Origin of the sequence: Janthinobacterium sp. SUN120 (assembly GCF_030397735.1) — a bacterium.
Classification (GTDB): Bacteria; Pseudomonadota; Gammaproteobacteria; order Burkholderiales; family Burkholderiaceae_D; genus Janthinobacterium; species Janthinobacterium kumbetense.
In genome coordinates this window covers 1,671,749-1,696,812 of record NZ_JAPUBW010000001.1, presented here as the reverse complement: position 1 = coordinate 1,696,812, position 25,064 = coordinate 1,671,749, and the positions used below count along the sequence as shown (strand labels likewise).

Sequence of the window (25,064 nt, the reverse complement as noted above, 5' to 3'; positions counted from 1 at the left end):
GCAGAGTAGTCGTAGGATTACAACATAATATGTTGATATTTGTTCGTAGTATAGTTACTATGTCCCTGCTGGAAAGAATTCTGGCCAGTACATTCGGCCACGAATGACTAGATAAAAAATAAATTACTGAGGAGACTTACCATGCTGCATCGCACCATGTTGAAGGCCGTGTTGAAAACACTGCCAGCTGCCATCGTCTTAGCCATCGCCAGCGGTTCCGCTGCCGCCGACCCGATGTACCCATCCGACTCCGAAGGCTTCCACGGCTACCTGCGCGCCGGCGCCGGCAGCAATACGTCGGGCGACGGCGGTTCGCAAGGCTGCTTCGGCCTGGGTGGCAATACCATGAAATACCGTCTGGGCAATGAGTGCGACGCCTACACGGAATTCGGCTACACCAAGTCCATTGCCAAGTCCGGCGGCGTGAACTACCTGGCCACCATCTGGGTCAACGCTTATGCGCCAAACTCGGATTTCGGCGACAACAAGCTGGGCATCGTCAAGGCCTATGTCGAAGCGCAGGGACTCGATTTCCTGAACGGCGGCACGGCCTGGATCGGCAAACGCTTCTACTACCGTCCTGACATCCACATGCTGGACTTGCAATACATCAATATGAACGGCACGGGCGCCGGCCTGGACCGCATTCCTGCTGGTCCCGGTAAATTCTCGTATGCCTTCTTCAAGGACAACGACTTCAACAAGTTCGATGATAGCCTCGGCACGATCAGCGGCAAGCCGGGCGCCTTGCTCGGCACCCGTTCGGCCGTGCGCCAGAACTTCATCTACGGCGAGATTCCCGTCAATGAAAACGGCACCCTGGACCTGGCCGCGACCTACATCATCGGTGAAGGCAAGGACAACGACTTGTACGGTAAGAAACACAATGGCTGGCAGCTGTCGGCCTTCCACCGTCAAGGTAAAGTGTTTGGCGGCGGCAACACCTTCGGCGTGCAGTACGGCGTCGGTCCCGGCACGGGCAAGGGCGCGCAGTTCGGCGCTTCGGGCGACACCAGTTTCGGTTCGGACGTCAAGCGCACGCGTATCTTCAATGACATGGCGATCCAGCCGATGGCCAACTTCGGCATGGAATTCGTCGCCCTGTGGCAAAAAGACGAGTCGAACGCCAACGGTTCCTCGACCTGGACCTCGGTTGGCGTGCGCCCTGTGTACGCATTCACCGACAACTTCAAGCTGGTGGGCGAACTGGGCACGGACCGCGTGACGCAAGCGGGCGGCCTGCCGGCCAAGCGCCTGACCAAGCTGACCATCGCCCCGACGATCTCGGCTGGTCCTGGCCTGTGGTCGCGTCCTGAGCTGCGCGCTTTCGTGACCTACGGCAAATGGAACGATGCGGCCACCGCGTCGGTCAATGCGTCGAACAACGGCGGCCCGATCTACAACAACAATACCAGCGGCACCTCTTATGGTTTCCAGGTAGAAACTTGGTTCTAAACACCGAACCAAACCTGCTGCGCGGCGCGCTTTGCGGCCTGCGATGCTCACCGTGCTCTAGCACGGTTGCGCTTCTTAGCCACAAATCACTGCCGCTCGCGACGGTTTTGTTCAGTGTTGATGTTTGTAATGCAGATCAACCTGGCGCATCCTTCGCGGATGCGTTTTTGGCGCCGTCCCGTGATATAAATGCAATGTAGTCGTTTCATGGATCACGGCGCCGTCTTTACACCAAGATGATGCCCGTTTGCAAGCGGGTCTGAGCACAAGAGCGCCGGTACAGGCGCAGATTTCACCTTTTTCGGCCCCCGTATGCCGAAGCCCCCTAAAAGCTTGATCAAAAAAGGAATGTGGAGATGAAACTGAAATTCAAGATTACCCAACTGGCCGCGTTGACCACCCTGGCATTTGCCGGCAGCGCCTTTGCGACCGACGTGGAAGTGTTGCACTACTGGACCTCCGGCGGCGAAGCGAAGTCCGTGGGCCAGTTGCAGCAAATCGTGAAGGAAAGCGGCTTCGGCTGGAAAGACTTCGCCGTGGCCGGTGGCGCTGGCGAAAACGCCGCGACCGCGCTGAAAACCCGCGTCATTTCCGGCAATCCGCCAACGGCCGCCCAGATCAAGGGCCCGTCGATCCAGGAGTGGGGCGCGGAAGGCGTACTGGCCAATATCGATGATGCCGCCATTCCAGGCAAATGGGATGCCGTGCTGCCGAAAGTCGTCGCCGACATCATGAAATACAAGGGCCACTACGTTGCCGCCCCTGTCAACGTCCACCGCGTCAACTGGATGTGGGTCAACCCGGAAGTGCTGAAAAAAGCCGGCGTGGCCACCACCCCGACCACCTGGGATGCGTTCTTCGACGCGGCCGAGAAAATCAAGAAATCGGGCGGCATCGCGATCGCCCACGGCGGCCAGCCATGGCAGGACGCTACCGTGTTTGAATCCGTCGCGCTGGGCGTGGGCGGCACGGAATTCTACAAGAAGGCCATCCTCAAGCTGGACCAGAAGGAATTGACCGGCCCGACCATGCTCAAGGTGTTCGACACCCTGGGCAAGGTGAAGACCTACATCGACAAGGATGCGGCAGGCCGCGACTGGAACCTGGCCACCGCCATGGTCATCAACAACAAGGCCGGCTTCCAGTTCATGGGCGACTGGGCCAAGGGCGAGTTCACGGCCGCCGGCAAGGTGCCGGGCAAGGACTACCTGTGCGTGGCCGCTCCTGGCACGGACAAGGCCTACACCTTCAACATCGATTCGTTTGCCATGTTCACGCAAAAGGATGCGAATGCGAAGAAAGGGCAGATCGCCCTGGCCAACGCCATCATGAATCCGAAGTTCCAGTCGATCTTCAACCTGAACAAGGGTTCCATCCCCGTGCGTTCCGGCGTATCGAAGGACAAGTTTGACGCTTGCGCCCTGAAATCGATGGAAGACATGGACGCCACCAACAAGAACGGCGGCCTGGTGCCATCGTTCGCCCACGGCATGGCGCTGGCATCGGCCACGCAAGGCGCCGTGACCGACGTCATCGCCAAGTTCATGAACACCAACATGAGCTCGAAAGACGCGGTTGCTGCATTGGCCAAAGCGGCAAAAGTGAAGTAATCACGACGGCGCCGGCACTCCCGCCGGCGCCCTCTGCATCGCATGCATCGCAGGCGTCCGCCCTGGCATTCGTCCAGGCCGGCGCCACACGCAGTTCTACTTCTACGGCTGTCCTATGTCCATACGCAAGCAATTCGACCGATGGATACCGCAGATGGTGCTGGGCCCCACGCTCATCGCCAGCTTGGTATTCGTCTATGGTTTTATCTTTTTGACCGGTTGGCTGTCGCTGACCGAATCGCGGCTGATGCCGAACTACGAGTTCGCCGGCCTGGTGCAATACGTCGAGCTGTTCGACAACGAGCGCTGGTGGACCTCGCTCAAGAACCTCGGCATCTTCGGTGTCCTGTTCATCGGTTGCAGCATCGCCATCGGCCTGTTCCTGGCCATCCTGCTGGACCAGAAAATCCGCGCCGAAGGCGCGCTGCGCGCCATCTACCTGTATCCGATGGCGCTGTCCTTCATCGTCACCGGCACGGCGTGGAAATGGATGCTCAATCCCAGCCTGGGCCTGGAAAAGGTCATGCACGACTGGGGCTGGACCTCGTTTACCTTCGACTGGCTGGTCAATTCCGACATGGCCATCTACACGGTGGTGATCGCCGGCGTGTGGCAATCGTCGGGCTTCGTCATGGCCCTGTTCCTGGCGGGCCTGCGCGGCATCGATGATGAAATCATCAAGGCGGCGCAAGTCGATGGCGCATCCCTGCCGACGATCTACTGGCGCATCGTGATTCCCGCCATGCGTCCAGTGTTCTTCAGCGTGCTGCTGATCCTCGCGCATATCGCCATCAAGAGCTTCGACCTGGTCATCGCACTGACGGCTGGCGGACCTGGCAATTCGTCGTCCGTGCCGGCCATCTTCATGTACCAGTTTTCCTTCACCCGCGGCCAGCTGGGCCTGGGCTCGGCATCGGCAATGATGATGCTGGCCACCATCGTGGCAGTGCTCGTGCCGCTGATGTACCTGGAAACGCGCAGCGCAAAGGCGATGAGATGACACCTACACGCAATAATCGCCTCACCCTCGGACGGGTGGTTGTATATCTGCTGCTGATCCTGTTTGCGGTGTACTACATCGTGCCCCTGTACGTGACCCTGTCGACGTCGTTCAAGTCGCTCGACGAGATCCGCAGCGGCAACCTGCTGGCACTGCCGCACGTGTGGCAGTTCGACTCCTGGTCCAAGGCCTGGTCCTCGGCCTGCACGGGCGTCACCTGCGACGGCATGCAGCCGTTCTTCTGGAACTCGATCAAGATGGTGATTCCCGCCGTGCTGATCTCGACCTTCCTAGGCGCCTTCAACGGCTACGTGTTCGCGCACTGGCGCTTCCGCGGTTCGGAAATCCTGTTTGCCGCCTTGCTGGTGGGCTGCTTCATTCCTTTCCAGGTGGTGATCCTGCCGATGGCGCGTCTGCTGGGCGAATTCGGCCTGGCCAACACGACTACCGGCCTGGTCTTCGTCCACGTGGTGTATGGCACGGCGTTCACGACCCTGTTCTTCCGTAACTACTACATCGGCGTGCCGGAAGAATTGATCAAGGCGGCCCGCATCGACGGCGCCGGCTTCTTCTTGATCTTCCGCAAGATCGTGCTGCCGATTTCGGGTCCGATTTTCGTCGTCTGCATCATCTGGCAATTCACGCAGATCTGGAACGACTTCCTGTTCGGCATCGTCTTCGCCAGCGGCGATTCGCAACCGATCACGGTGGGCTTGAACAACCTGGTCAACACGTCCACGGGCGTGAAGGAATACAACGTCAACATGGCGGCCGCGGTGATTGCCGCGCTGCCGACCCTGCTGGTCTATCTGGTCGCAGGCCGTTATTTTGTGCGCGGTCTGACCGCAGGCGCAGTCAAAGGTTAAGGAAAGAATATGTCCAGTTTATCGATACGCAGCATCCGCAAGGTGTACACGAATGGCGTCGAAGTCCTCAAGGGCATCGACATCGAGATCAAGGATGGCCAGTTCCTGATCCTCGTCGGCGGCTCCGGCTCCGGCAAGTCGACCTTGCTCAATATGGTAGCCGGCCTGGAAAGCGTCACTTCCGGTGAAATCCTCATCGACGGCAAGGTGGTCAACGACCTGCCGCCGAAGGACCGCGACATCGCCATGGTGTTCCAGTCGTATGCGCTGTACCCGTCGATGACGGTGCGCGAAAACATCGCGTTCGGCTTGAACGTGAAAAAAGTGCCGAAGGCGGAGCAGGAAGAAATCGTCGCCCGCGTCGCCGAAACCCTGCAGATCACGCATTTGCTGGACCGCCGCCCGGCGCAGCTGTCCGGTGGCCAGCGCCAACGGGTCGCCATGGGCCGCGCCATTTCGCGCAAGCCGTCGCTGTTCCTGTTCGACGAACCGCTGTCGAACCTGGACGCCAAGCTGCGCGTGGAAATGCGCGCCGAGATCAAGCTGCTGCACCAGCGCCTGAAGGCCACCATCGTCTACGTCACGCATGACCAGATTGAGGCGATGACCATGGGCGATTTGATCGCCGTCATGAAGGATGGAGTGGTGCAGCAACTGGGCACGCCGCAGGAAATCTACGACAATCCGGCGAATCTGTTCGTGGCCGGCTTCATCGGCTCGCCATCGATGAACTTCATCACCGTCAAGCCCGTCGTCGAAGGCAATGAGGTGTTTGTCGCCATCGAGAACGCAGGCAAGAGCATGCGTCTGGCCCTGCCGTTCGCCACCGACAAGCTGCGCAGTTATGCGGGCCGCGACGTGATCCTGGGCGTGCGCCCGGAGCAGATCACGGACATGAGCAGTGCGCACGGCGACGTGGGCCAGGAACTGGGTTGCCTGATCGACCTGGTCGAGCCGACCGGCCCGGATACCCTGCTGACGACGCGCCTGAACGGCGCCGCCGTGACTTGCCGCACGCATCCGCGCGAAGCCGTGCTGCCAGGACAGACGATGCAGCTGTCGTTCAACCTGTCGAAAGCGGCCCTGTTCGATCCGGAGAATGGTGAACGCATCGCGTAAGCGACGTTGCCCATAAAAACGGCCCGCCTGTCAGCTGACAGGCGGGCCGTTGTCGTTTGCGCCGCGCTTACTTGGCCAGCGATTTTTTATACGCGATGGCGTAGCTCAGCTTGCCCGTCGGCGTGACCAGGTCGTCCAGCGCGGCCTGGCTGAAGACGCCCGTCCAGCCCAGGGTTTGCGCCGTCACGCCGCGGCTGACGATATCGTTCGCCTTCAGGCCCGCCATCGCCGTCGATGCGCTCTTGATGGTGGCCATGTAGCTGGCAACGTCGCGCGTGTCCGTCTTGGCCAGGTCGATGCCGGGTTGCGTGCGCAGCCAGTCGGCCCAGTAGAACTCGAGGAATTCCGTGGCCGTCGACGGCACCACGTAGCCGGCGTCGCGCGTGAAGTAGACGAGCGAGCGGTACGGGTCGTTGCCCAGCGACTTCAAACCGATGGACGCGGGCAGCTGGCTGGTGGCGATGGCCTTGTTGCCGCCATCCTTCAGCCAGACCTTGTTGACCTTCTTCATCTGCGCCCAGAAATCGTATTCACTGAGCTTGCTGAAATTGTCCGTCACCTTGACCCACACTTTCAACTGCAGGTTCTGGCCATTGTCGGCATCCCGGAAGGCGCTGAACGTGTGGTGGCCGTCCGTCAGGTACAGGGTGCCGTTCGGGCCGATGACGACCGTCTTCATGTCGCTCGGCTTGGTGCCCACGGCGGACTTGCACTGGAACGTGGCCGGTGGATTGCTCAGGGTGGCGCCGGCCACGTTGGCCGTCTTGCTCACCACGTCGTCCTGGCCGTTGGCTTCGCACAGTTCGGCGAATTTCTTCGGCTTGTTGGTCTTGGTCATGGCCAGGTCTTCCGCGCCGTAGCGGCCCAGTTTGTAGTAGATCTGGTCGTAGCCGACGGCTGGCTGCGTGGGATGCAGTTCGTCGAGCGACACTTGCAGGAAGACGGGCGCCGCATCGGTGCCGGCAACGGTGGCGGCCAGCACTTGCTGGCGCGCGCCGAGCACGGGCGGCGTTTCCAGCACGCTCTTGCCGGTGGCGAGTGGCGCGCCGCCATCGATGATTTGCGCGACGATGCTGCCGCTGGCATTGACGATGTCGATATCCGTGCCGCTCTGTTTTACCTGCAGGTTGTCGAGCAGGACGTCGGCCGGGTCCTTGCTGTTCGGCGTCAGGGCGCCATTGACGAAATCATAGTTGGCCGCCATGCCCAGGGTTTGCAGGGGCGCCGCCAGGGCCGTGCCCAGCTGCGTCTGCGCCGTTTGCAGTCTGGCCGCATCGATGGCGGCCAGGCTGGCGGGGGACGCGCTTGAGGGGATGCTGCCCAGCAGCTGCATGGCGATGACGGAGGTGAGCGGCGTCAGGTTGACGGCGCTTTCCTTCAGCGACAGCGCGTACAGGGTGGTGCCGCCTGCCGGCGTGACGGAGACGAGGAAGGGAGCCTTCGCCGCGGCAGCCAGGGTGATGGCCACTTTGCCTGTCGCGTCCGTGGTGCCGCTGCCGACGACATTCTTGCCGGCGTCGAGCACGGAGACGGAAGCATTCGCCACGGCCTTGCCGGTCGCCGCTACCACGTTCAGGATGCGTGCCGGGGTGACGGGGTTCACCGGGGCGACGGGCGCCGTGGTGTCGCGATAGTCTGTGCCGCCACAGGCGGCCAGGCTGGCGCCCAGTGCGAGGGCGATGGCAATCGATAAGGTACTGCGGCGGATGCTGTGCTTGTACATGGTGTCCCGTGATGTCGGCCTGAAAAGTGCCGACATGCTAGCGGGCGCAGATGTCAGGATGATGACACGCCTGGATGTTACTGACGCAGCAGCGACTTGCGGTAGTCGATGGCGTAGCCCAGCTTGCCCTTGTCTTCGGTCAGCTCGTCGAACGCTGCATGGTCGATTTCGCGCAGGGCGCCAAGGTCCGCCGCGCGCTTGCCGCCGCTGACGGGCTCCGCCGGTTGCAGCGCCGCCATCGCCTGCGCCGCCAGCAGGATGATGCTGGCATACGCGGCGGGATCGAGCAGGTCGACACGCGCCAGATCCAGCGCCGGTTTGCGGCGCAGCCAGTCGGCCCAGTAGAATTCGAGAAATTCCGTAGCCTGGCCGGGCGGCTTGTAGCCGATCCCGCGCGTGAAGTACACGAGCGAGCGGTAGGGATCGTCGCCCAGGGATGCGAGGCCGATGGCGGATGGCAACTGCTGCGGCGTGATGGCCTGGTTCCGGCCGTTTTTCAGCCATACCTTGTTTTCCGCGCGCATGCGGGCCCAGAAGGCCGTTTCGCCCAGCGCGCTGAAATTGTCGCTGACCTTGACCCACACCTTGAGTTGGTGGTTGCGCCCGCCATCGGCATCCCAGAAAGTGGAAAACGTGTGGTGGCCATCGGTGAGGTATACCGTGCCGCGCGGGCCGATGACGACAGTCTTCATGTCGTCGGGACGGCTGCCCACGGCTGCCTTGCAGCGGTAGCCGGGCGGTGGCGTGGCCAGGGTGGCACCGGCCACATTGGCCGTGCCGGGCAAGACGTCGCCCTGGCCATTGGCTTCGCACAGGTCGGCGAATTTCTTTGGCTTGGCGATGTCGGCGATATGTTTTTCTTCGGCCGCATAGCGTCCCAGCTTGTAGTACACCTGGTCGTAGCCGATGGCCGGCTGGGTCGGGTGCAGTTCATCGAGGCGCACCTGCAGGATGCGCGGATGGGCGGCGCTGCCCGCGACGGTCGCCATCAGCGCCTGCTGGCGCGCACTGAGGGCGGGCGCGACGGCAGCATCGCGGGCCAGTGCCGGCGGCAGGAAGGCTGCAAGGCAGGCCAGGGCCAGCAGCAGGGCGGGGATGCGGGAGAGAATCCGGTTCATTGCCTGTGTCTCCAATCGATACAGTATGGATGACGTCAGGCGCCGTACCTTGATGCCGCGCAGGAGTGGCTCACATCGCTGCGCGCCGTCAGCGGCCCAGCATGCGCAGGCAGGCGTCGGCCACGTCGGCGGCGAAGGCGCTGCTGTCCTGTAACTGCGCGGCGATGGCGTCGTCCGTCACGCCATGCACGGCCGAGTAAATCATCAGGGCCGCCAGGCGCGGCTGCGGCAAAGGCCAGGTGCCGGCCGCCGCGCCGCCCGCCAGGATGGCGCCCAACTGGGCCAGGATGGCATTCTTGTCGGGATTGTCCGCAGAATCGATGCCGATGCTGCGCCTGTGGCTCGTGTAGACGACGTCGTGCAATTGCCAGGTGCGCAGGTAAGTGGCCACATTCGCCTGCACCCACGCGCGCAGCCGGCCTTCCCAGTCGCCGGGCATGCACAGGTCGACGGCCGTTTCCAGGCTGGCCAGGAAGTGCTGCGTATAGCGTCCGGCCAGCGCCGCCAGCATCTCGTGCTTGGACGGAAAATAGTGATAGAACGTGCCTTTCGCCACGCCGGCCAGGGTGGTGATGTCGCTGACGGTGGTCGCTTCCACGCCCTTGTCGAGAAACAGGCGCTCGGCGGCGGCCATCAATTCATCGAGGCGCACTTCGGCTGGTTTGGTGCGCGGGCGAACGGGGGTCGGCGCGGCGGCGGCATCGGGCAGGGCGGGGTTGGCGTGTCGTGTCGTGGTCATGCGCCCAGTATAAGTGAAGCGCGGGCGCCGCCCAAGTAGCCGCCATGCAAGCCTGTATCTTTCAATTGACTGACGGTCAGTCGATAGTTATGATAAAGGCGAACTCATGAATTGGAGACACGCCATGCAGCGCTATCGCCGCGCGGCCCTGGTGGCCGCCGCCTACCTGGGCACTTTTCTCGCCTCGCTCGACATCAGCATCGTCAATGTGGCTTTGCCCACCCTGCAAACGGCGCTGGCGACGGATATGGCGGGTTTGCAGTGGGTGGTCAACGCGTATGCGCTGTGCCTGTCGGCCTGCATGCTGTCGGCCGGTCCGCTGGGCGACCGGCATGGGCACAAGCGCATCTGGCTGCTGGGCGTGGCCCTGTTTACGGCCGGTTCGCTGCTGTGCGCGCTGGCCGCCAGCCTGCCGCTATTGCTGACGGGCCGTGCCGTGCAGGGCGTCGCGGGCGCCTTGCTGATTCCGGGCGCGATGCCGATATTGAGCCACGCGTTTCCCGACCCGCGCGAACGGGCGCACGTGATCGGCGGCTGGTCGGCCTTCAGCGCGCTGGCGCTGATCCTGGGACCGCTGCTGGGCGGCATGCTGCTGGAGGCCACGGGCTGGCAAAGCATCTTCCTGATCAACCTGCCGCTGGGCGTGCTGGCCGTGCTGCTGGGCGCCTGGGGCATGACGGAACGCCATTACCGGGAACAGGCGGCGCTGGACCGGACGGGACAGGTGCTCAGCATCGTCTGGCTCGGTGCGCTCACCTACGGCTTGATCGCGCTGGGCGAGGTGAACGGACCGGGCGGCATGGCTGCCTGGTCATCGCTGGGTGTGGCGCTGCTGGCCTTCGTCGCCTTCCTGGCTGTCGAAGCGCGCACGCCACGTCCTCTGTTGCCGTTGCGGCTGTTTTGCGACCGGACCTTTGCGTTGATCAACCTGGCGTCGCTGGTGCTGGGGTTTGCCTGCTACAGCAGCCTGTTCTTTTTCTCGCTGTACCTGCAGCAAATCCAGGGCTGGCCGGCGGGCGCCAGCGGCTGGCGCATGTTGCCGCAGTTCGCGGCGATGGGCGTCGTTTCCCTGTGTTTCGGCCGCCTCAGCCGCCACTTGTCCCTGCGGCGAATGATGCTGGGCGGCTATGTGCTGGCGGGCCTGGTGCTGCTGGCGACGGCGACCTTGGCGCCGCGGACGCCCTACGCCATCGTCGGCAGCCTGTTCGGCCTGCTGGGCCTGGCGATGGGCCTGGCCGTGCCGGCCACCGGTTTGCTGGTGATGGCATCCGTGCGCGGCGAGCAAGCCGGCATGGCTTCGGCCATCATGAATGCCTTGCGCCAGGCGGGCATGACCTTGGGCGTGGCCGTGTTGGGCAGCGTGATGAGCTTGCGCGCCGCCGCTTTGCTGGAGCGGGCGGGGCAGGTTGCCGCCCTGGCAGCCGGTTTTCAGCTGGCCATGCTGCTGGCGGGGCTGGCGTGCCTGGCCGTGGCCTTGCCGCTGTACTGGCTGCCGCCGAAGTAAGGCTTATGCCTGCAAATGGCTGGGCACGCGCGGCGACGACATCAGGTCGCGGAACGCGGCCCAGTGCTCGGCGCGCGTCGCACCCTGGCGCTCGACATAGGCTTTCGCCATGTCCTGGCCCAGGTTGTAATTGATGACGTACGCGCCCATGGCGTCGTAGAACTGCAGGCGCTGCGCGGATTTTTCGGCCGGGTACAGGCGCACGTTGACCAGCCATTCCAGCGCTTGCTCGCGGGTCAGGCTGCCTTCGAGGTACTGGCGCGCGATGTCGTTGTCGGCGTAGCCGAGTTTGGCCAGCAACTGGTTCAGCTGTGCGTAGCGGGGCGCCAGCACCGGATCGAGGCCGGCCAGCGGGTACAGCACCTGCTGTTCGAATGCCAGCCGTTCTGCATCCGTAAAGCTCAGTTCGATGCCGTAATTGGCCGTGCCTTCGGCGATCAACGATTGCGGCGAGTACAGCGGATAGATGCAGTATTCCATCCAGCCCTTGCCGCGCACTAGGTCGCGCTCGAGCAGCACGTTGTAGACGTGGTGACCGGGATACGCTTCGTGGCAGCCGAGATCGACCGCGCGGTCGATATACACGGGCAAGTCGGTATTGATCTGGATCACGCTCTGGTAGTTACCCTTGTACCAGTTGTAGCCGCTCCACGGTTTGTCGGTGACGAATTCCAGCACGAAATCCTCGCCTTCGGGCAGGGCGATGTACTGCAAGGTGCGTTCGCGGCCCGCGCGGATGGCCGCATCCATGACGGCGCGCAGCTTGTCGGCGGGAATGATGAGTTGCGCGCGCAAGGCGTTGACCCGGTCGCTGACCGTGCCGTCGCCAGGCAGCAGGGCGTCGATCTGCGCCACCAGTTCTGCGTAATATGCGCGGCTGTGGTGGGGCGAGACGGCGTCGTACAGGCGCGCGCTTTCCGTGTCGAAATCCAGGCGTGTGCCTTGCAGCATGTCCGCCTTGGCCAGCACGGCTTGCAACTGCTTGCGCAGGTTGAGGGCGCGCAGGCAGGAGGCGTCAGCCAGCAGGGCCAGCGCCGCGTTTGCGCCATCCTTGATATCGCTCAAACTCTGCGGCTGTTTGACCGCTGCTGCCTGCCACGCAGGCGGGCCGTAATACGCGTCGACATACGAGGCATCGTGCTGGCCCATGGCCAGGACCAGCTTGACGTAGCGTTCGGCCACGTCGGTGAGGGAAGGGGAGTTGCTGTCGTTGTTGCTCATGGAGGCAGGGTTCTTCACGGTTGGACAGCGCTTATTGTATAGCGCAATCAGCCAGACGTGAGGCACGGTCGGGCGACATCATTTCCCTATAACAATGAGCGAAAGGCATCTTGATGTAGCTCAGTGAACCTGGCATTCGTGGCCTGTGTGAGTGGGTTTGGTAGCAAGATGGCGTGGTCTTCTTTTTTACATGTACACGTGATTTTCTCCTTGATCTTTCTTCGTTTATGGACGAATATGATGTATGAGATCCGGCACTACCTGACGTCATCGGGCAGGGATTTATATACGGAATGGCTGAAGCGCCAGCGCGACAACACGGCCAGGGTGGCCATCGTGCGCCGCGTGCTGCGTATGATTCCTGGCAATTTTGGCGACCACAAGTTTTGCCACGACGGCGTGTGGGAGTTGCGCATCGATGTGGGGGCCGGCTACCGTATCTACTATGCCATTGCCGGCGAACAGATCATTTTATTGCTGTGCGGTGGCGACAAGCGCACGCAACCGAAAGATATCGAGTACGCCTGTGCCTGCTGGCACGACTGGAAGGAGAGGGGACATGAGAGAGAACATGAACGAGGACATCCGCAAACCACCAAGAGACCGCTCGCATGACGAAGCGATGGCTGAGCTGTACCGCGACGATCCCGCCTTCGCCCTGGAATTGATCAACAATATCCTCGTCGATGGCGACCATGGCGAACTGCTGGCCGTGCTGCGCCAGCTGACGCGCGCCTTTGGCGGCGTGCCGGCCGTGGCGCAGGCGGCCAAGCTCAATCCTACCCAGCTGTACCGCACCCTGTCGCCCGAAGGCAATCCCTCGCTGAGCACCTTGACGGCCATCCTCGATGCCATGGGCTTGCGGCTGGCCGTGGAACCCAAGCAACCGTTTCCTGCACCGGCTGCCTGAGTCCACCGGCAGCTTAAAACTCGACGGGCCGCGCTTCGCGCATCGCTTGCGTCATGGCCAGGCCGATGCGCGTCGCTTCCGTCGCGTCGTGCAAGGTCAAGGACAAGGTGCGCCGGCCCAGCGCCGCATCCGTAAACTCCTGCGCCTCGATCAAAAAGGCGTCGGCGAAGCGGGCATAGAAGTCCGGTGTGCATTCATTGCGCACGCCATGCGCATCCGAAATTTCCACCCTGTTCAGGCGCGGATTGCTGCCCACGGCCAGGCGGCCGCCCGTGCCGAACACTTCCGTCAGGGTTTCATGGCCATGCGCCATGGTGCGCGACGCCATGAAGCTGGCCATGCTGCCATCGGAAAACTCGACCGTTGCCAGGCCATTGTCGACGTCGCCGAACGCTTGCAAGCCCGTGTGGATGGCGTTGGTGCCGCTGGCATACACGCGTTTGGGCACGGGATTGCCCAGCAGCCAGCGCGCCAGGTCGATATCGTGCACGCTGCAATCGAGGAAGATGCCGCCGCTGGTGGGGGCGAAGCGCATGAAGGCGCCGCTGGGGTCGTTCTGGTCGCAGGTTTGCGAACGCACCAGGTAGGGCTTGCCGATCAGCCCTTGCGCGATCTTTTGCTGCGCGTCATGGTAGCTGGCGTCGAAGCGGCGCACGAAGCCGATCATGATGGTCAGCTGCGGGTGGCGCGCCGCTTCCGCTTCCACCTTCAGGCAATCGGCCAGGTCCAGCGACAGCGGTTTTTCGCAAAATACGTGCTTGCCGGCGCGCAGGGCGGCGATGATCTGGTCCGCGTGCAGCGAGGTGGGCGTAACGAGGAAGACGGCGTCCAGGCCCGGGTGGGCCAGCAGGGCGTCGTAATCCGCATAAGCATTGGTGATGCCGAGCGTGCTGGCGGCCCAGTCCAGTTCGGCTTGCACAGGACTGCAGGCGGCCACGACCTCGGCATTCGGCACGCGCTGTGCCAGGTTGATGGCGTGGCGCTGGCCCAGCCGGCCCAGGCCGACGATGCCGACTTTTAATGTTGGGGATGACATGGTGTCTCCAGATATTTTTATTATGGGTTTATAAAGTGACCACGCGCTGTTCGCGCCACGACAAGGTGGCCGCCTCGGCCAGTTCCAGTGCCTTCAAGCCATCGTGGACGGTGGTGCGCAGTGGCGTGCCGTGGGTGAGGGCGTCAAAGAAGTGCGCCATTTCCTGCGCGTAGGCCACGCGATAACGTTCCAGGAAAAAATCTTCCGGCTTGTCCACGCTGACGTTCACCGAACCATAGGCCGTCACTTCCGTCGGCTTGTGGTTGCCTGCCTGCAGCATGCCGGCGCTGCCCAGCACTTCGAAGCGCTGGTCGTAGCCGTAGGCGGCGCGGCGAGAGGCATTGATCTGGCACAAACGTCCTTTCGCCGTGCGGATGGTGACGACGGCCGTGTCCAGGTCGCTAGCCTCGCCGATGGCGGGGTCGACGAGGCAGCTGCCCGTGGCGTGCACGCTGACGGCTTCATCGTCGAGTATCCAGCGGAAAATGTCGAAATCGTGGATCAGCATATCCTTGAAGATGCCGCCCGAGACCTTGATGTAGCTAACGGGCGGCGGGCCGGGATCGCGGCTGGTGACCACCAGCAATTCCGGCGTGCCGATCTCGCCCGCTTCGATGCGTGTCTTGACGGCATTGAAAGTCGGGTCGTAGCGGCGCTGGAAGCCCAGCATGCACAGTACCTTGGCTTCCTTGACGGCGGCGGCGCAGGCGCGCGCGCGGTCGATGGTCAGGTCGACGGGTTTTTCGCAAAAGATGGCCTTGCCGGCGGCGGCCGAGCGCAGGATCAGGTCCGCGTGCGTATCCGTGCTGGAAGCGATGACGACGGCCTTGATGGCCGGGTCGGCCAGCGCCGCTTCGACAGTTGCGCTGCTGCCGCCGTGCAAGCCGGCAAGGGCGGCCGCCGCTTCCTGGTTGACGTCGACCACGTACTTGAACTGCACGCCGGGTTGGGCAGCCAGGTTGGCCGCGTGGATTTTGCCGATGCGTCCGGCGCCGAACAACGCTACTTCAATCATCATGTTCTCCTGGGGTGTGGATTTCTTCGATGTCGAGCTCTAATTTGTATGCCAGCGCGATGAACAGCGCCTGGCACAGGCAGATGGTGCTGGTCAGTGAACGGAAGGCGAAGGCGCTGCCCTCGGTGACGGTGAGCAGCGCGTCGGCGGCCCGCGCGAGCGGGGCCAGCTTGCTGTCGGTAATCACCAGGACCTTGGCGCCCTTGTCTTGCGCCGCCTTGATGCACTGCTGGGTTTCCTTGCCGTAAGGCGAGAAACTGATGGCGATCGCCACATCGCGTTCGCGCACGCTGCGCATCTGTTCGCGGTGCATGCCGCCCAGTCCGCTAATCAGGTGCACGCGCTTGTCCGTGTGTTCCAGCGCGTAGGCGATGTAGGAGGCGATCGGAAAGGACCGGCGCACGCCGATCACATAGATGTTTTCCGCTTTCAACAGCAGGTTGACGGCCGCTTCCAGCTGCGCATCGTCGAGGCCGGCCGCCAGGTCGTCGAGGCCGGCGCGGCTGGCGCCGACGAATTCGCGCGTCAGGTCGCCTGCGCTGAGGGCGGCGTCGCGCGTGGAAATGAGCTTGCGGATGCGCTGCTGGTAGTCGGGCGTGGCGCCGGCCTGGTCCGTGTACGCCTGGCGGAACACGTCCTGCATTTCCGAAAAGCCCGTATAGCCGAAGCGCTGCGCGAAGCGCACGATGGCGGACGGCTGCACGTCGCAGGCGGCCGCGATGTCGCTGATGCGTTCGAGCATCAGGCTGGCACGGTGCTTTTCAATGTATTGCGCGATGACTTTCAGCTGGCGCGACAGATTGTCGTACTCGGCGGCAATGTGCTGCATCAGCTGTTCGATGGGGGCGGTGGCTGCCATGGTGTTTTCCTCGGTTGCTTGCTGGGCCGCGCAACATGATTGCGGCGGCTGGTTCTGGCGAGAATTATAGGAGTGAATCCAGAAAATAGAAATGATTTTCTATTTATATTTATTTTGAAAATTTTATTGCATTTGTCTTTTTTGTGGCCTAAGCTGTGCGCAGTGCATCGGGTCTTGCCGGTTTTCCGGCTCCCCGCTGACACGCGACAAAAGCTGGCAACTATAAAAATTAATCCTTCAAGGAGACATTCATGCAAAGCAATAAGCGTAAGGGATTTCTGAAGCACCTGGCCGTGCTGGGCCTTGGTCTGGGACTGGGTCTGGGCATGAGCGCCAGCCACGCGGCAGGCGAGAAATTCGTGCTGATCAGCCATGCGCCCGATTCAGATTCCTGGTGGAATACGATCAAAAATTCCGTCAAGCAAGCAGGCGAAGACTTCAATGTCACCGTCGACTACCGCAATCCACCGAACGGCGACCTGGCCGACATGGCGCGCCTGGTCGAGCAATCGGCTGCCCGCAACTACGACGGCGTGATCGTCAGCATCGCCGACTTCAGCGTGCTGCAAAAACCGCTGGGCCTTGTTGCTGCCAAGAAGATTCCGTTTGTCACGATCAATTCGGGCACCCTGACGCAAAGCGAGCAGCTGGGCGCCGTGATGCACGTGGGCCAGCCTGAATACGAGGCAGGCAAGGGCGCCGGCGAAAAAGCCAAGGCGGCCGGCATCAAGTCCTTCGTTTGCGTCAACCACTACGCGACGAATCCGTCGTCATTCGAGCGCTGCCGCGGCTTTGCCGAAGCCATCGGCGTCGATTTCAAGGCCGCCACCCTGGATGCGGGCGAAGATCCGACCACCATCGAAAGCAAGTTGAGCGCCTACCTGCGCAATAACCCGAAAACCCAGGCCGTGCTGGCGCTGGGCCCCACCTCGGCCCACGCTTCGCTGAAGGCCCTGGAAAAAATGGGTTTGAAGGGCAAGATGTGGTTCGCCACGTTTGACCTGTCCGATGAAATCTCGAAGGGCATCAAGGATGGCAGCATCCAGTTCGCCATCGACCAGCAACCTTACCTGCAAGGCTATATTCCCGTTGCCGTGCTGGCCATCATGAAGCAGGACAAGACCACGGACCTGGCCAAGGTACGCGAAAAGCTGATCAATAACGCCAAATTCAAGGCGCGCCTGGCCGAGTACGGCCTGGCACCATCGTATGGCCCGCGCCATATCGGTTCCGGTCCTGGTTATGTCACCAAGGACAATATCGGCAAGGTAGAGAAATACGCCGGCCAGTTCCGTTAAGCACCCGCTTTTCAGTTCAATCAAGACCTTAGTCGTTGTCCCCGCGCGCAGGCCATGCTTGCCGGCGCGCGGGTCCTGCCGCCCTGGAATTGCTGTCGAGGCTGGTAGGTTGCTATAAAACAAGGGAGACATAGCATGAGTACCGTGAAATTAAGCGTGGAGCAGGGTGGCATGGCCGCCTCGGGCACGCCGCCGCAAAAGCAGGGCGTTGATGAGCGCGTGGGGCAGGTCAGCTGGCTCAAGCGGCTGTTCAGCCGCCCGGAATTCGCCTCGATCTCGGGCGCCATCCTGGTGTTCGCCTTCTTTATCCTGACGGCCGGCGACTCCGGCATGTTCAACCTCGACGGCGTGATCAATTGGGCGCAAGTGGCCGCCTACCTGGGCATCATCGCCATCGGCGCCTGCGTATTGATGATCGCCGGCGAATTCGACCTGTCGATCGGCTCCATGATCGGCTTTGCTGGCATGATGATCGCCATCCCTTCCGTCTACTTCCACTGGCCCGTGTGGGCCGCCATCCTGTTCGCCTTTGCCGGTTCGATGGCGCTGGGCTGGCTCAACGGCTACCTGGTCATCAAGACGCGCTTGCCTTCGTTTATCGTCACCCTGGCCTTCCTGTTCATCCTGCGCGGCCTGACCCTGGCCCTGTCCATCATGTTTGCCAACCGCACCATCGTCAGCGGCATCGGCGCGCTGGCCGCCGACGACTGGCTGGCCATGACCCTGTTCCATGGCGAAGTGGGCACGTCGCTGTTCGCCTGGATGGCCAAGGCGGGCTGGATCACGGCGCTCGACAATGGCGCGCCGCTGGTCAAGGGCATTCCCAAGGTCATCGTCTGGTGGGCCGGCCTGGCGCTGGTGTCCGGCTTCGTCCTGGCTCGCACCCGCATCGGCAACTGGATCTTCGCCGTCGGCGGCGACGCCAACGCGGCCAAGAACGTGGGCGTGCCCGTGAAGACCATCAAGGTATCGCTGTTTGTCTTCACGGCGTTCTGCGCTTGCCTGTTTGCCACGCTGCAAGTATTTGACGTGGGTTCGGCCGCCGCCGACCGCGGCATGCAAAAGGAATTCGAAGCCATCATCGCGGCCGTCATCGGCGGCGCCTTGCTGACGGGCGGCTACGGTTCCGTCGTCGGCGCCTGCTTCGGCGCGCTGATCTTCGGCGTGGTGCAGATCGGCATTACTTATACCAATATCAATTCGGACTGGTTCCGCGTCTTCCTCGGCGTCATGCTGCTGATCGCGGTACTGTTCAACAACTTTGTCCGTGCCCGTGTCACGGAAGCGAGATAAGCCATGAGCGAATACATCCTTGCGCTGGAAAACATCAGCAAACGTTTCGGCTCCGTCATCGCCCTGCAAAACGTCACCCTGCGCCTGAAACCGGGCGAAGTGCATTGCCTGCTCGGTGACAATGGCGCCGGCAAGTCGACCCTGATCAAGACCTTGGCCGGCGTGCACAGGCCGACCGACGGTCAGTATCTGGTTGACGGCAAGCCCGTCAGCTTCAATTCGCCGAAGGAAGCGCTCGACCTGGGCGTGGCCACCGTCTATCAGGACCTGGCGCTGGTGCCATTGCTGTCCGTGGCGCGCAATTTCTTCATGGGCCGCGAACCGATCCGTAAAATGTTTGGCGTGCTGCCCGTGATGGATATGGAATACGCAGCCACCACGGCGCGCGACAAGCTGGCCGAAATGGGCATCATGGTGCGCGACCCGCACCAGGCCGTGGGCACCATGTCGGGCGGCGAGCGGCAATGCCTGGCGATTGCCCGCGCCATCCACTTCGGCGCGCGCGTGCTGATCCTCGATGAGCCGACGGCGGCCTTGGGCGTGAAACAGTCGTTCAATGTGCTGAAACTGATCTACAAGGCGCGCGAACGGGGCCTGTCCGTGATCTTTATTACCCACAATGTGCACCATGCCTACCCCGTGGGCGACTCGTTCACCCTCTTGAACCGGGGCAAATCGCTGGGCACTTACACCAAGGAAACTGTTTCCAAGGATGAAGTACTCGACATGATGGCGGGCGGTGCGGAAATGCAAACGCTGATGAGTGAACTCGACGGTGTCACGATTTAAGGATAACCATGAATAACCCGACACAATTTGCCCAGGGCCGCGCGCTGGACGTCATCTGCCTGGGCCGCCTGGCGGTGGATCTGTACGCGCAGCAGATCGGCAGCACCCTGGAAGACGCGACCAGTTTCGCCAAGTACCTGGGCGGCTCGTCGGCGAATATCGCCTTCGGCACGGCCCGCCTGGGCTTGAAGTCCGCCATGCTGTCGAAAGTGGGCGACGACCACATGGGGCGTTTTTTGACGGACACCTTGGCGAAAGAGGGTTGCGATGTCAGCCATGTCGGCATCGACCACGACCGCCTGACGGCCCTCGTCATGCTGGGCATCAAGGATAAAAACACGTTTCCCCTGATTTTCTACCGTGAAAACTGCGCCGACATGGCCATCGAGCCATCCGCCGTCGACGCCGCCTTTCTCGCTTCCAGCAAGGCGCTGTTGATCACCGGCACGCATTTTTCGACGGCTACGATGCACGCCGTCAGCACGCAGGTCCTGAAATTGGCGCGTGCCAATAACGTGCGCACCGTGCTCGACATCGATTACCGTCCCGTGCTGTGGGGACTCTCCGGCAAGGCGGACGGCGAAACGCGCTTCGTTTCGAACGACGGCGTGACGCGCCACCTGCAGGCGATCCTGCCGCAATTTGATTTGATCGTCGGCACGGAAGAGGAATTCATGATCGCCGGCGGCGGCGCCGACATCATGGCGTCTCTGCGCGCCGTGCGGGCCGTTACCCTGGCCACCCTGGTCGTCAAGCGGGGCCCGCTGGGCTGCGCCGTCATCGACGCGGCCATTCCAGCCAGTCTCGATGCGGCTTTCAACTATCAGGGCGTGCGCGTCGAAGTGCTCAACGTGCTGGGTGCCGGGGACGCGTTTCTCTCGGGCTTTTTGAAAGGCTGGCTGCGCGGCGAGGATTACGAGGCGTGCTGCCGTTACGCGAATGGCTGCGGCGCCCTCGTCGTGTCGCGCCACGGCTGCGCACCGGCCATGCCGTCGCCCGTGGAACTCGACTATTTCCTCGCCAATGCGGCCAAACTGGCCCGTCCTGACCAGGATGCCACCTTGTCCCGCCTGCATCGCATGACGGTGGCGCGCCCGCAATGGGACGAGCTGTGCGTGTTTGCGTTTGATCATCGCACGCAATTTTTTGAGCTGGCGCAACAGACGGGCGCGCCCGAATCGGCTATTTGCGCCCTGAAGCAACTGATGGTGCAAGCCGTGGCGCAGACGGAAACGGCCTTGCAACTGGCTGGCAAGACGGGCGTGCTGATCGATGGACGCTATGGCGTCGACGCGCTCAACGACGCGACGGGGCGCGGCTGGTGGATAGGCCGTCCCGTGGAATTGCCCGGTTCCAATCCGCTGCAATTTGACTGGGGCCGCTCCATCGGTTCGCACCTGCTCAGCTGGCCGAAGGAACACGTGATCAAGTGCCTGGTGCAGTTGCATCCGGACGATACCGTGGAAAACCGATTGGAACAGGAAGCGCAGATCAAGGCCCTGTATGACGCGGCGCAAGTGAGCGGTCACGAACTGTTGTTGGAAGTCATACCGTCGGAATCCTTGCCGCACGGCGACGACACGGTCTTGCGCGCCGTCAAGCGCTTGTACAACCTGGGCATTTACCCGGAATGGTGGAAGCTGGAAAGCATGTCAGCCCAGCAATGGCAAGCCATCGATGCCCTCGTGCACGAGCGCGATCCGTATTGCCGTGGCGTCGTCCTGCTGGGCTTGAACGCGCCGATCGCCGCCCTGGCCGCCAGTTTTGAACAAGCCAGTGCCAGCACGACGTGCCGCGGCTTCATGGTGGGCCGCACCATCTTCCAGGAACCGAGCCGCCGCTGGCTGGCGGGCGAACTCGACGATGCGGGCCTGATCGCCGCCGTGCGCGCCAACTTCGAGCAGCTCATTGCCCTGTGGCAGCGTACGCGCAACCGCCTCGAGCGTGCAGCATGAGCGCCACGATCAGATTGACCATGGCGCAGGCTTTAGTCCGCTATCTGGCCGCCTTGCGCACGGAAGAGGGCGATGGTTCCTTGCCCCCCCTGTTCGGCGGCGCCTTCGCCATCTTTGGCCACGGCAACGTGGCGGGCCTGGGCGAGGCGCTGTACCAATACCGCGACAGCTTCCCCACCTACCGCGCCCACAACGAGCAGGCGATGGCGCATTCGGCCATTGCCTACGCGAAAGCCCACATGCGCCGGCGCATGCTGGCCGTCACCAGTTCCATCGGCCCCGGCGCCACCAATTTGCTGACGGCCGCCGCGCTGGCGCACGTGAATCGCTTGCCGGTATTGCTGTTGCCCGGCGACGTGTTCGTCTCGCGCGCGCCGGACCCCGTGCTGCAGCAGCTGGAAGACGCCAGCGACGGCAGCGTGTCGGTGAATGATGCCTTTAAACCTTTATCGCGCTATTTCGACCGCATCGTGTATCCGGAGCAATTGCTGACGGCCTTGCCGCGCGCCATCGCCGCCTTGACGGACCCGGCCGCCTGCGGTCCCGTCACGTTATCTCTGCCGCAAGACGTGCAGACGATGGCGTATGACTATCCGGCCGACTTTTTCGAGCCGCGCACCGTGCGTTTCCGCGCCGTGCCGCCCATCGAGCAGGAACTGGAAGAAGCGGCCGCCTTGCTGAAACACGCGAAACAGCCGCTGATCGTGGCCGGTGGCGGCGTGCTGTACGGCAAGGCCGGTGCCGCCTTGCAGGCGTTTGCCGAGCGCCACGGCATCCCCGTGGCGGAAACCCAGGCCGGCAAAAGTTCCCTGCCCTGGGATCATGCGCTGCAGCTGGGCGCCATCGGCGTCACCGGCTCGCCCGCTGCGAATGCCCTGGCGGCGCAGGCGGACGTGGTGCTGGCCGTGGGCACGCGCTTGCAGGATTTTACGACGGGCTCGAACTCCCTGTTTGCGCAAGCGCAACTGGTCAGCCTGAACGTCAACGCTTTCGATGCGCTGAAACGCCGTGGCCTGGGCGTGCAGGCGGACGCGACACTTGGTTTGCAGGGCTTGTCGCGGTACTTGCCTAACTGGAACAGCGCGGGCCACTGGCTGGAGCGCGCGCAGCAGGCTGGGAACGCATGGCGCGATACCGTGCTGGCCATTACTGGCCAGCGCGAGGTGGCCGGCTTGCCGTATGACGGCGAAGTCATCGGCGCCGTGCAGCGTTCCGCTCCTGATTCCACCAGCCGCGACATCGTCGTCTGCGCGGCGGGCACCTTGCCGGCCGAACTGCACAAACTGTGGCGCACGTCGACAGCCGGCGGCTACCACATGGAATACGGCTATTCGTGCATGGGCTATGAAATCGCCGGCGGCCTGGGCGTCAAGATGGCGAAACCGGATGCCGAGGTTGTCGTCATGGTGGGCGACGGCAGTTATTTGATGATGAATTCGGAAATCGCCACCTCCGTCATGCTGGACAAAAAACTCATCATCGTCGTGCTCGACAACCGGGGTTACGGCTGCATCAACCGATTGCAGCAGGCGTGCGGCAACGCGTCATTCAACAATATGTTGCCCGACAGCGCACCCGCCATCGACTTCGCCCTGCATGCGCAAGCGCTGGGCGCGCTGTCCGAACACGTGGCCAACATTGCCGAACTGGAACAGGCGATGCTGCGCGCCCGCGCCGCCAGCCGCACCTACTTGATCTGCATCAATACGGACGCCACGCGCACGACCGAGGAGGGCGGTTGCTGGTGGGAAGTGGCCGTACCCGAAGTCTCGACGCAAGCCGGCGTGCAAGCGGCGCGCGCCCGTTATGAACTTGACCGCCAAGGACAACAAAAATGACTACATGGAATGTGAAGATCGGCATCAACCCGATCTCGTGGATGAACGACGATTTACCCAGCCTGGGCGGCGAAACCCCGCTGGAAACAGCGCTGAAGGAAGGCGCCGAGATCGGCTACGTGGGTTTTGAACTGGGCAACAAGTTTCCCAAGGATGCCCCCGCCCTGAACGCCGTGCTGGGCAAATACCATCTCGCCTGTGTTTCCGGCTGGTATTCGGGACGGCTGGCGCACCGGTCCGTGGAAGAGGAGATTGCCGCCGTCGGGCCGCATCTGCGCTTGCTGGCCGACAGCGGCGCCACCGTCATGGTGTACGGCGAAGTGGCGGACGCCATCCAGGGCGAAGCCCGCCCGTTGTATAAACGTCCGCGTTTCCAGTCGCCGCAGCAATGGCAGGCGTACGCCGACAAATTGACGGCGTTTGCGAAACACTTGCTCGACCACGGCGTGCGCCTGGCCTACCACCACCACATGGGCGCCTACGTGGAAACGCCCGCCGACGTGGACCAGTTGATGGCCTTGACGGGGCCGCAAGTCGGCTTGCTGTTCGACACGGGCCACATCACCTTTGCCGGCGGCGACGCGCTGGCGGTCTTGAACAAGCACATCGATCGCATCTGCCACGTGCATTGCAAGGACGTGCGCCCCAACGTGGTGAAACTGGCGAGAAATGGCCACTGGAGTTTCCTGCAGGCCGTCATCAATGGCGCCTTCAGCGTGCCGGGCGACGGCAGCATCGACTTTCCTGCCATCCTCACGCGCCTGTATCTGCATGGCTACGAGGGCTGGCTGGTGGTGGAGGCGGAGCAAGATCCGGCCGTGGCCCCCAGCTATCAGTACGCCAAGATGGGCCACGATTACCTGGCGCGCCTGGTCGACGCGATTCCGCGATTGAAACGGGAGGCGGCATGAGCCCGCTGCTGGTCAAGGCCAGGGCCGGTTCCGCCATCGTCGAAGTGACGCCAGAGTCGGCCGGCTGGACGCACGTGGGCTTTGCCGCGCACCGGCTGGCGGCAGGCGAACAGCTGACTTTGGAGACGGGCCGCCGCGAACTGTGCCTCGTCGTGCTGACGGGCACGGTGACGGTGCAGGCGGGCGGGCAGACCTGGGAAGCCATCGGCAATCGCCAGAGCGTGTTTGAAGATGTCTCGCCCTACGCCGTGTATGTGCCGCTGGAAACCACGGTCGGCATCACGGCCGTGGGCAACGCGGAAGTGGCGCTGTGCAGCGCGCCGGCCACGACCTATCGCCCGGCGCGCCTGATCGACCCGCAGTCGATGACGCGCTCCGTGCGCGGCAAGGGGGCCAATACCCGCTATGTGTGCGACATCCTGCCGCAGACGGCCGAGGCCGATGGCTTGCTGGTGGTCGAGGTGGTCACGCCGTCCGGCCATTCGTCCAGCTATCCGCCGCACAAGCACGACAGCGACAATATTCCGCTGGAAAGTTCGCTGGAAGAAACGTACTACCACCGCCTCAATCCCGAGCAGGGCTTTGCGTACCAACGCGTCTACACGGACGACCGTTCCATCGACGAAGCCATGGCCGTGGAAAACCACGATGTGGTGATGGTGCCCAGGGGTTACCACCCCGTCACCGTGCCGTATGGCTACGATGGCTATTACCTGAACGTGATGGCCGGCCCGAAACGCGTGTGGCACTTTAAAAACGACCCGGCCCATGACTGGCTGATGACGAAATAACCAAGGACAAGACA

22 protein-coding genes are annotated in these 25,064 nt (G+C 62.7%); 15 read left to right on the top strand and 7 right to left on the bottom strand.

Features of this window, described 5'->3' with window-relative positions; translation table 11 throughout:
* The first annotated feature begins 141 nt into the window (after positions 1 to 141).
* The 5 genes from O0879_RS07400 (at position 142) to ugpC (ending at position 6,050) form a co-directional block, all read left to right on the top strand.
* Positions 142 to 1,455: a carbohydrate porin gene (locus tag O0879_RS07400; RefSeq protein ID WP_099664440.1), complete on the top strand. Its 1,314-nt coding sequence runs from the start codon at positions 142 to 144 to the stop codon at positions 1,453 to 1,455.
* Between the two features lie 356 nt (positions 1,456 to 1,811).
* Positions 1,812 to 3,065, top strand: a complete 1,254-nt coding sequence (locus O0879_RS07395) for an ABC transporter substrate-binding protein (RefSeq protein WP_099664439.1) — start codon at positions 1,812 to 1,814, stop codon at positions 3,063 to 3,065.
* Positions 3,066 to 3,180: 115 nt separating this feature from the next.
* A complete protein-coding gene (locus tag O0879_RS07390; RefSeq protein WP_010397323.1) occupies positions 3,181 to 4,065 on the top strand; it encodes a sugar ABC transporter permease in 885 nt (294 codons plus the stop codon).
* Entirely contained in the window at positions 4,062 to 4,931 is an 870-nt protein-coding gene (locus tag O0879_RS07385; RefSeq protein WP_034777933.1) for a carbohydrate ABC transporter permease, read from the top strand. Before O0879_RS07390 ends, O0879_RS07385 begins: the two co-directional genes overlap by 4 nt.
* 9 nt (positions 4,932 to 4,940) lie before the next feature.
* Positions 4,941 to 6,050 (top strand): sn-glycerol-3-phosphate ABC transporter ATP-binding protein UgpC, encoded by a 1,110-nt coding sequence (gene ugpC, locus O0879_RS07380; RefSeq protein ID WP_099664438.1) that lies wholly within the window; start codon positions 4,941 to 4,943, stop codon positions 6,048 to 6,050.
* 67 nt (positions 6,051 to 6,117) lie between these two features.
* Here the strand turns inward: ugpC and O0879_RS07375 are convergent, their stop codons facing one another.
* The 3 genes from O0879_RS07375 to O0879_RS07365 form a co-directional block, all read right to left on the bottom strand.
* Positions 6,118 to 7,773 (bottom strand): ParB-like protein, encoded by a 1,656-nt coding sequence (locus O0879_RS07375; RefSeq protein WP_289915667.1) that lies wholly within the window; start codon positions 7,771 to 7,773, stop codon positions 6,118 to 6,120.
* A 77-nt stretch (positions 7,774 to 7,850) separates the two neighbouring features.
* A complete protein-coding gene (locus O0879_RS07370; RefSeq protein ID WP_289915665.1) occupies positions 7,851 to 8,891 on the bottom strand; it encodes a ParB/Srx family N-terminal domain-containing protein in 1,041 nt (346 codons plus the stop codon).
* An 88-nt stretch (positions 8,892 to 8,979) separates the two neighbouring features.
* Positions 8,980 to 9,525: a TetR/AcrR family transcriptional regulator gene (locus tag O0879_RS07365; RefSeq protein ID WP_289916163.1), complete on the bottom strand. Its 546-nt coding sequence runs from the start codon at positions 9,523 to 9,525 to the stop codon at positions 8,980 to 8,982.
* Between the two features lie 229 nt (positions 9,526 to 9,754).
* On the opposite strand from O0879_RS07365, the gene O0879_RS07360 reads away from it, so the two are divergent.
* Entirely contained in the window at positions 9,755 to 11,134 is a 1,380-nt protein-coding gene (locus O0879_RS07360) for an MFS transporter (protein WP_289916162.1), read from the top strand.
* A 3-nt stretch (positions 11,135 to 11,137) separates the two neighbouring features.
* Here O0879_RS07360 and O0879_RS07355 read toward each other — a convergent pair whose 3' ends face one another.
* Positions 11,138 to 12,355 (bottom strand): hypothetical protein, encoded by a 1,218-nt coding sequence (locus tag O0879_RS07355; protein WP_289915663.1) that lies wholly within the window; start codon positions 12,353 to 12,355, stop codon positions 11,138 to 11,140.
* Between the two features lie 240 nt (positions 12,356 to 12,595).
* Here O0879_RS07355 and O0879_RS07350 point away from each other — a divergent pair, with 240 nt between their 5' ends.
* On the top strand, positions 12,596 to 12,970 hold the full coding sequence (locus O0879_RS07350; protein ID WP_289916161.1) for a type II toxin-antitoxin system RelE/ParE family toxin: 375 nt from the start codon (positions 12,596 to 12,598) through the stop codon (positions 12,968 to 12,970).
* Positions 12,927 to 13,265, top strand: a complete 339-nt coding sequence (locus O0879_RS07345) for an addiction module antidote protein (RefSeq protein ID WP_099664432.1) — start codon at positions 12,927 to 12,929, stop codon at positions 13,263 to 13,265. Before O0879_RS07350 ends, O0879_RS07345 begins: the two co-directional genes overlap by 44 nt.
* A gap of 13 nt (positions 13,266 to 13,278) precedes the next feature.
* Here the strand turns inward: O0879_RS07345 and O0879_RS07340 are convergent, their stop codons facing one another.
* Genes O0879_RS07340 through O0879_RS07330 form a run of 3 tightly spaced genes read right to left on the bottom strand, consistent with a single transcriptional unit; the run spans position 13,279 to position 16,175 of the window.
* Positions 13,279 to 14,301 (bottom strand): Gfo/Idh/MocA family oxidoreductase, encoded by a 1,023-nt coding sequence (locus tag O0879_RS07340; protein WP_289915662.1) that lies wholly within the window; start codon positions 14,299 to 14,301, stop codon positions 13,279 to 13,281.
* A gap of 28 nt (positions 14,302 to 14,329) precedes the next feature.
* Positions 14,330 to 15,316, bottom strand: a complete 987-nt coding sequence (gene iolG / locus O0879_RS07335; RefSeq protein WP_289916160.1) for an inositol 2-dehydrogenase — start codon at positions 15,314 to 15,316, stop codon at positions 14,330 to 14,332.
* Entirely contained in the window at positions 15,309 to 16,175 is an 867-nt protein-coding gene (locus O0879_RS07330) for a MurR/RpiR family transcriptional regulator (RefSeq protein WP_034757651.1), read from the bottom strand. The genes iolG and O0879_RS07330 overlap by 8 nt, the downstream gene beginning before the upstream one ends.
* A 251-nt stretch (positions 16,176 to 16,426) precedes the next feature.
* Between O0879_RS07330 and O0879_RS07325 the strand changes: the two genes are divergently transcribed.
* The 7 genes from O0879_RS07325 to iolB all read left to right on the top strand — a co-directional run bounded on the left by O0879_RS07325 (position 16,427) and on the right by iolB (position 25,050).
* Complete coding sequence (locus O0879_RS07325) at positions 16,427 to 17,473, top strand: sugar ABC transporter substrate-binding protein (RefSeq protein WP_251351991.1); 1,047 nt, start codon at positions 16,427 to 16,429, stop codon at positions 17,471 to 17,473.
* A 171-nt stretch (positions 17,474 to 17,644) separates the two neighbouring features.
* Positions 17,645 to 18,766, top strand: coding sequence for an ABC transporter permease (locus O0879_RS07320; RefSeq protein WP_289912220.1), 1,122 nt, complete (start codon positions 17,645 to 17,647; stop codon positions 18,764 to 18,766).
* A 3-nt stretch (positions 18,767 to 18,769) separates the two neighbouring features.
* Entirely contained in the window at positions 18,770 to 19,555 is a 786-nt protein-coding gene (locus O0879_RS07315; protein ID WP_289915659.1) for an ATP-binding cassette domain-containing protein, read from the top strand.
* Between the two features lie 8 nt (positions 19,556 to 19,563).
* Entirely contained in the window at positions 19,564 to 21,510 is a 1,947-nt protein-coding gene (iolC, locus tag O0879_RS07310; protein WP_289915657.1) for a 5-dehydro-2-deoxygluconokinase, read from the top strand.
* Entirely contained in the window at positions 21,507 to 23,348 is a 1,842-nt protein-coding gene (gene iolD / locus O0879_RS07305) for a 3D-(3,5/4)-trihydroxycyclohexane-1,2-dione acylhydrolase (decyclizing) (RefSeq protein ID WP_289915655.1), read from the top strand. Before iolC ends, iolD begins: the two co-directional genes overlap by 4 nt.
* Positions 23,345 to 24,259 (top strand): myo-inosose-2 dehydratase, encoded by a 915-nt coding sequence (iolE, locus tag O0879_RS07300; RefSeq protein ID WP_289915652.1) that lies wholly within the window; start codon positions 23,345 to 23,347, stop codon positions 24,257 to 24,259. The genes iolD and iolE overlap by 4 nt, the downstream gene beginning before the upstream one ends.
* The gene (gene iolB / locus O0879_RS07295; RefSeq protein WP_289915650.1) at positions 24,256 to 25,050 is read left to right on the top strand and encodes a 5-deoxy-glucuronate isomerase; all 795 of its coding nucleotides are present in this window, start codon (positions 24,256 to 24,258) and stop codon (positions 25,048 to 25,050) included. Before iolE ends, iolB begins: the two co-directional genes overlap by 4 nt.
* Positions 25,051 to 25,064 lie beyond the last annotated feature (14 nt).

Excerpts from the sequence above, each read along its gene's own strand:
- O0879_RS07400 (WP_099664440.1), top strand. The coding sequence starts at position 142 with ATGCTGCATCGCACCATGTTGAAGGCCGTGTTGAAAACACTGCCAGCT.
- O0879_RS07395 (WP_099664439.1), top strand. The coding sequence starts at position 1,812 with ATGAAACTGAAATTCAAGATTACCCAACTGGCCGCGTTGACCACCCTG.
- O0879_RS07390 (WP_010397323.1), top strand. The coding sequence starts at position 3,181 with ATGTCCATACGCAAGCAATTCGACCGATGGATACCGCAGATGGTGCTG.
- O0879_RS07385 (WP_034777933.1), top strand. The coding sequence starts at position 4,062 with ATGACACCTACACGCAATAATCGCCTCACCCTCGGACGGGTGGTTGTA.
- ugpC (WP_099664438.1), top strand. The coding sequence starts at position 4,941 with ATGTCCAGTTTATCGATACGCAGCATCCGCAAGGTGTACACGAATGGC.
- O0879_RS07375 (WP_289915667.1), bottom strand. The coding sequence starts at position 7,773 with ATGTACAAGCACAGCATCCGCCGCAGTACCTTATCGATTGCCATCGCC.
- O0879_RS07370 (WP_289915665.1), bottom strand. The coding sequence starts at position 8,891 with ATGAACCGGATTCTCTCCCGCATCCCCGCCCTGCTGCTGGCCCTGGCC.
- O0879_RS07365 (WP_289916163.1), bottom strand. The coding sequence starts at position 9,525 with ATGGCCGCCGCCGAGCGCCTGTTTCTCGACAAGGGCGTGGAAGCGACC.
- O0879_RS07360 (WP_289916162.1), top strand. The coding sequence starts at position 9,755 with ATGCAGCGCTATCGCCGCGCGGCCCTGGTGGCCGCCGCCTACCTGGGC.
- O0879_RS07355 (WP_289915663.1), bottom strand. The coding sequence starts at position 12,355 with ATGAGCAACAACGACAGCAACTCCCCTTCCCTCACCGACGTGGCCGAA.
- O0879_RS07350 (WP_289916161.1), top strand. The coding sequence starts at position 12,596 with ATGTATGAGATCCGGCACTACCTGACGTCATCGGGCAGGGATTTATAT.
- O0879_RS07345 (WP_099664432.1), top strand. The coding sequence starts at position 12,927 with ATGAACGAGGACATCCGCAAACCACCAAGAGACCGCTCGCATGACGAA.
- O0879_RS07340 (WP_289915662.1), bottom strand. The coding sequence starts at position 14,301 with ATGTCATCCCCAACATTAAAAGTCGGCATCGTCGGCCTGGGCCGGCTG.
- iolG (WP_289916160.1), bottom strand. The coding sequence starts at position 15,316 with ATGATTGAAGTAGCGTTGTTCGGCGCCGGACGCATCGGCAAAATCCAC.
- O0879_RS07330 (WP_034757651.1), bottom strand. The coding sequence starts at position 16,175 with ATGGCAGCCACCGCCCCCATCGAACAGCTGATGCAGCACATTGCCGCC.
- O0879_RS07325 (WP_251351991.1), top strand. The coding sequence starts at position 16,427 with ATGCAAAGCAATAAGCGTAAGGGATTTCTGAAGCACCTGGCCGTGCTG.
- O0879_RS07320 (WP_289912220.1), top strand. The coding sequence starts at position 17,645 with ATGGCCGCCTCGGGCACGCCGCCGCAAAAGCAGGGCGTTGATGAGCGC.
- O0879_RS07315 (WP_289915659.1), top strand. The coding sequence starts at position 18,770 with ATGAGCGAATACATCCTTGCGCTGGAAAACATCAGCAAACGTTTCGGC.
- iolC (WP_289915657.1), top strand. The coding sequence starts at position 19,564 with ATGAATAACCCGACACAATTTGCCCAGGGCCGCGCGCTGGACGTCATC.
- iolD (WP_289915655.1), top strand. The coding sequence starts at position 21,507 with ATGAGCGCCACGATCAGATTGACCATGGCGCAGGCTTTAGTCCGCTAT.
- iolE (WP_289915652.1), top strand. The coding sequence starts at position 23,345 with ATGACTACATGGAATGTGAAGATCGGCATCAACCCGATCTCGTGGATG.
- iolB (WP_289915650.1), top strand. The coding sequence starts at position 24,256 with ATGAGCCCGCTGCTGGTCAAGGCCAGGGCCGGTTCCGCCATCGTCGAA.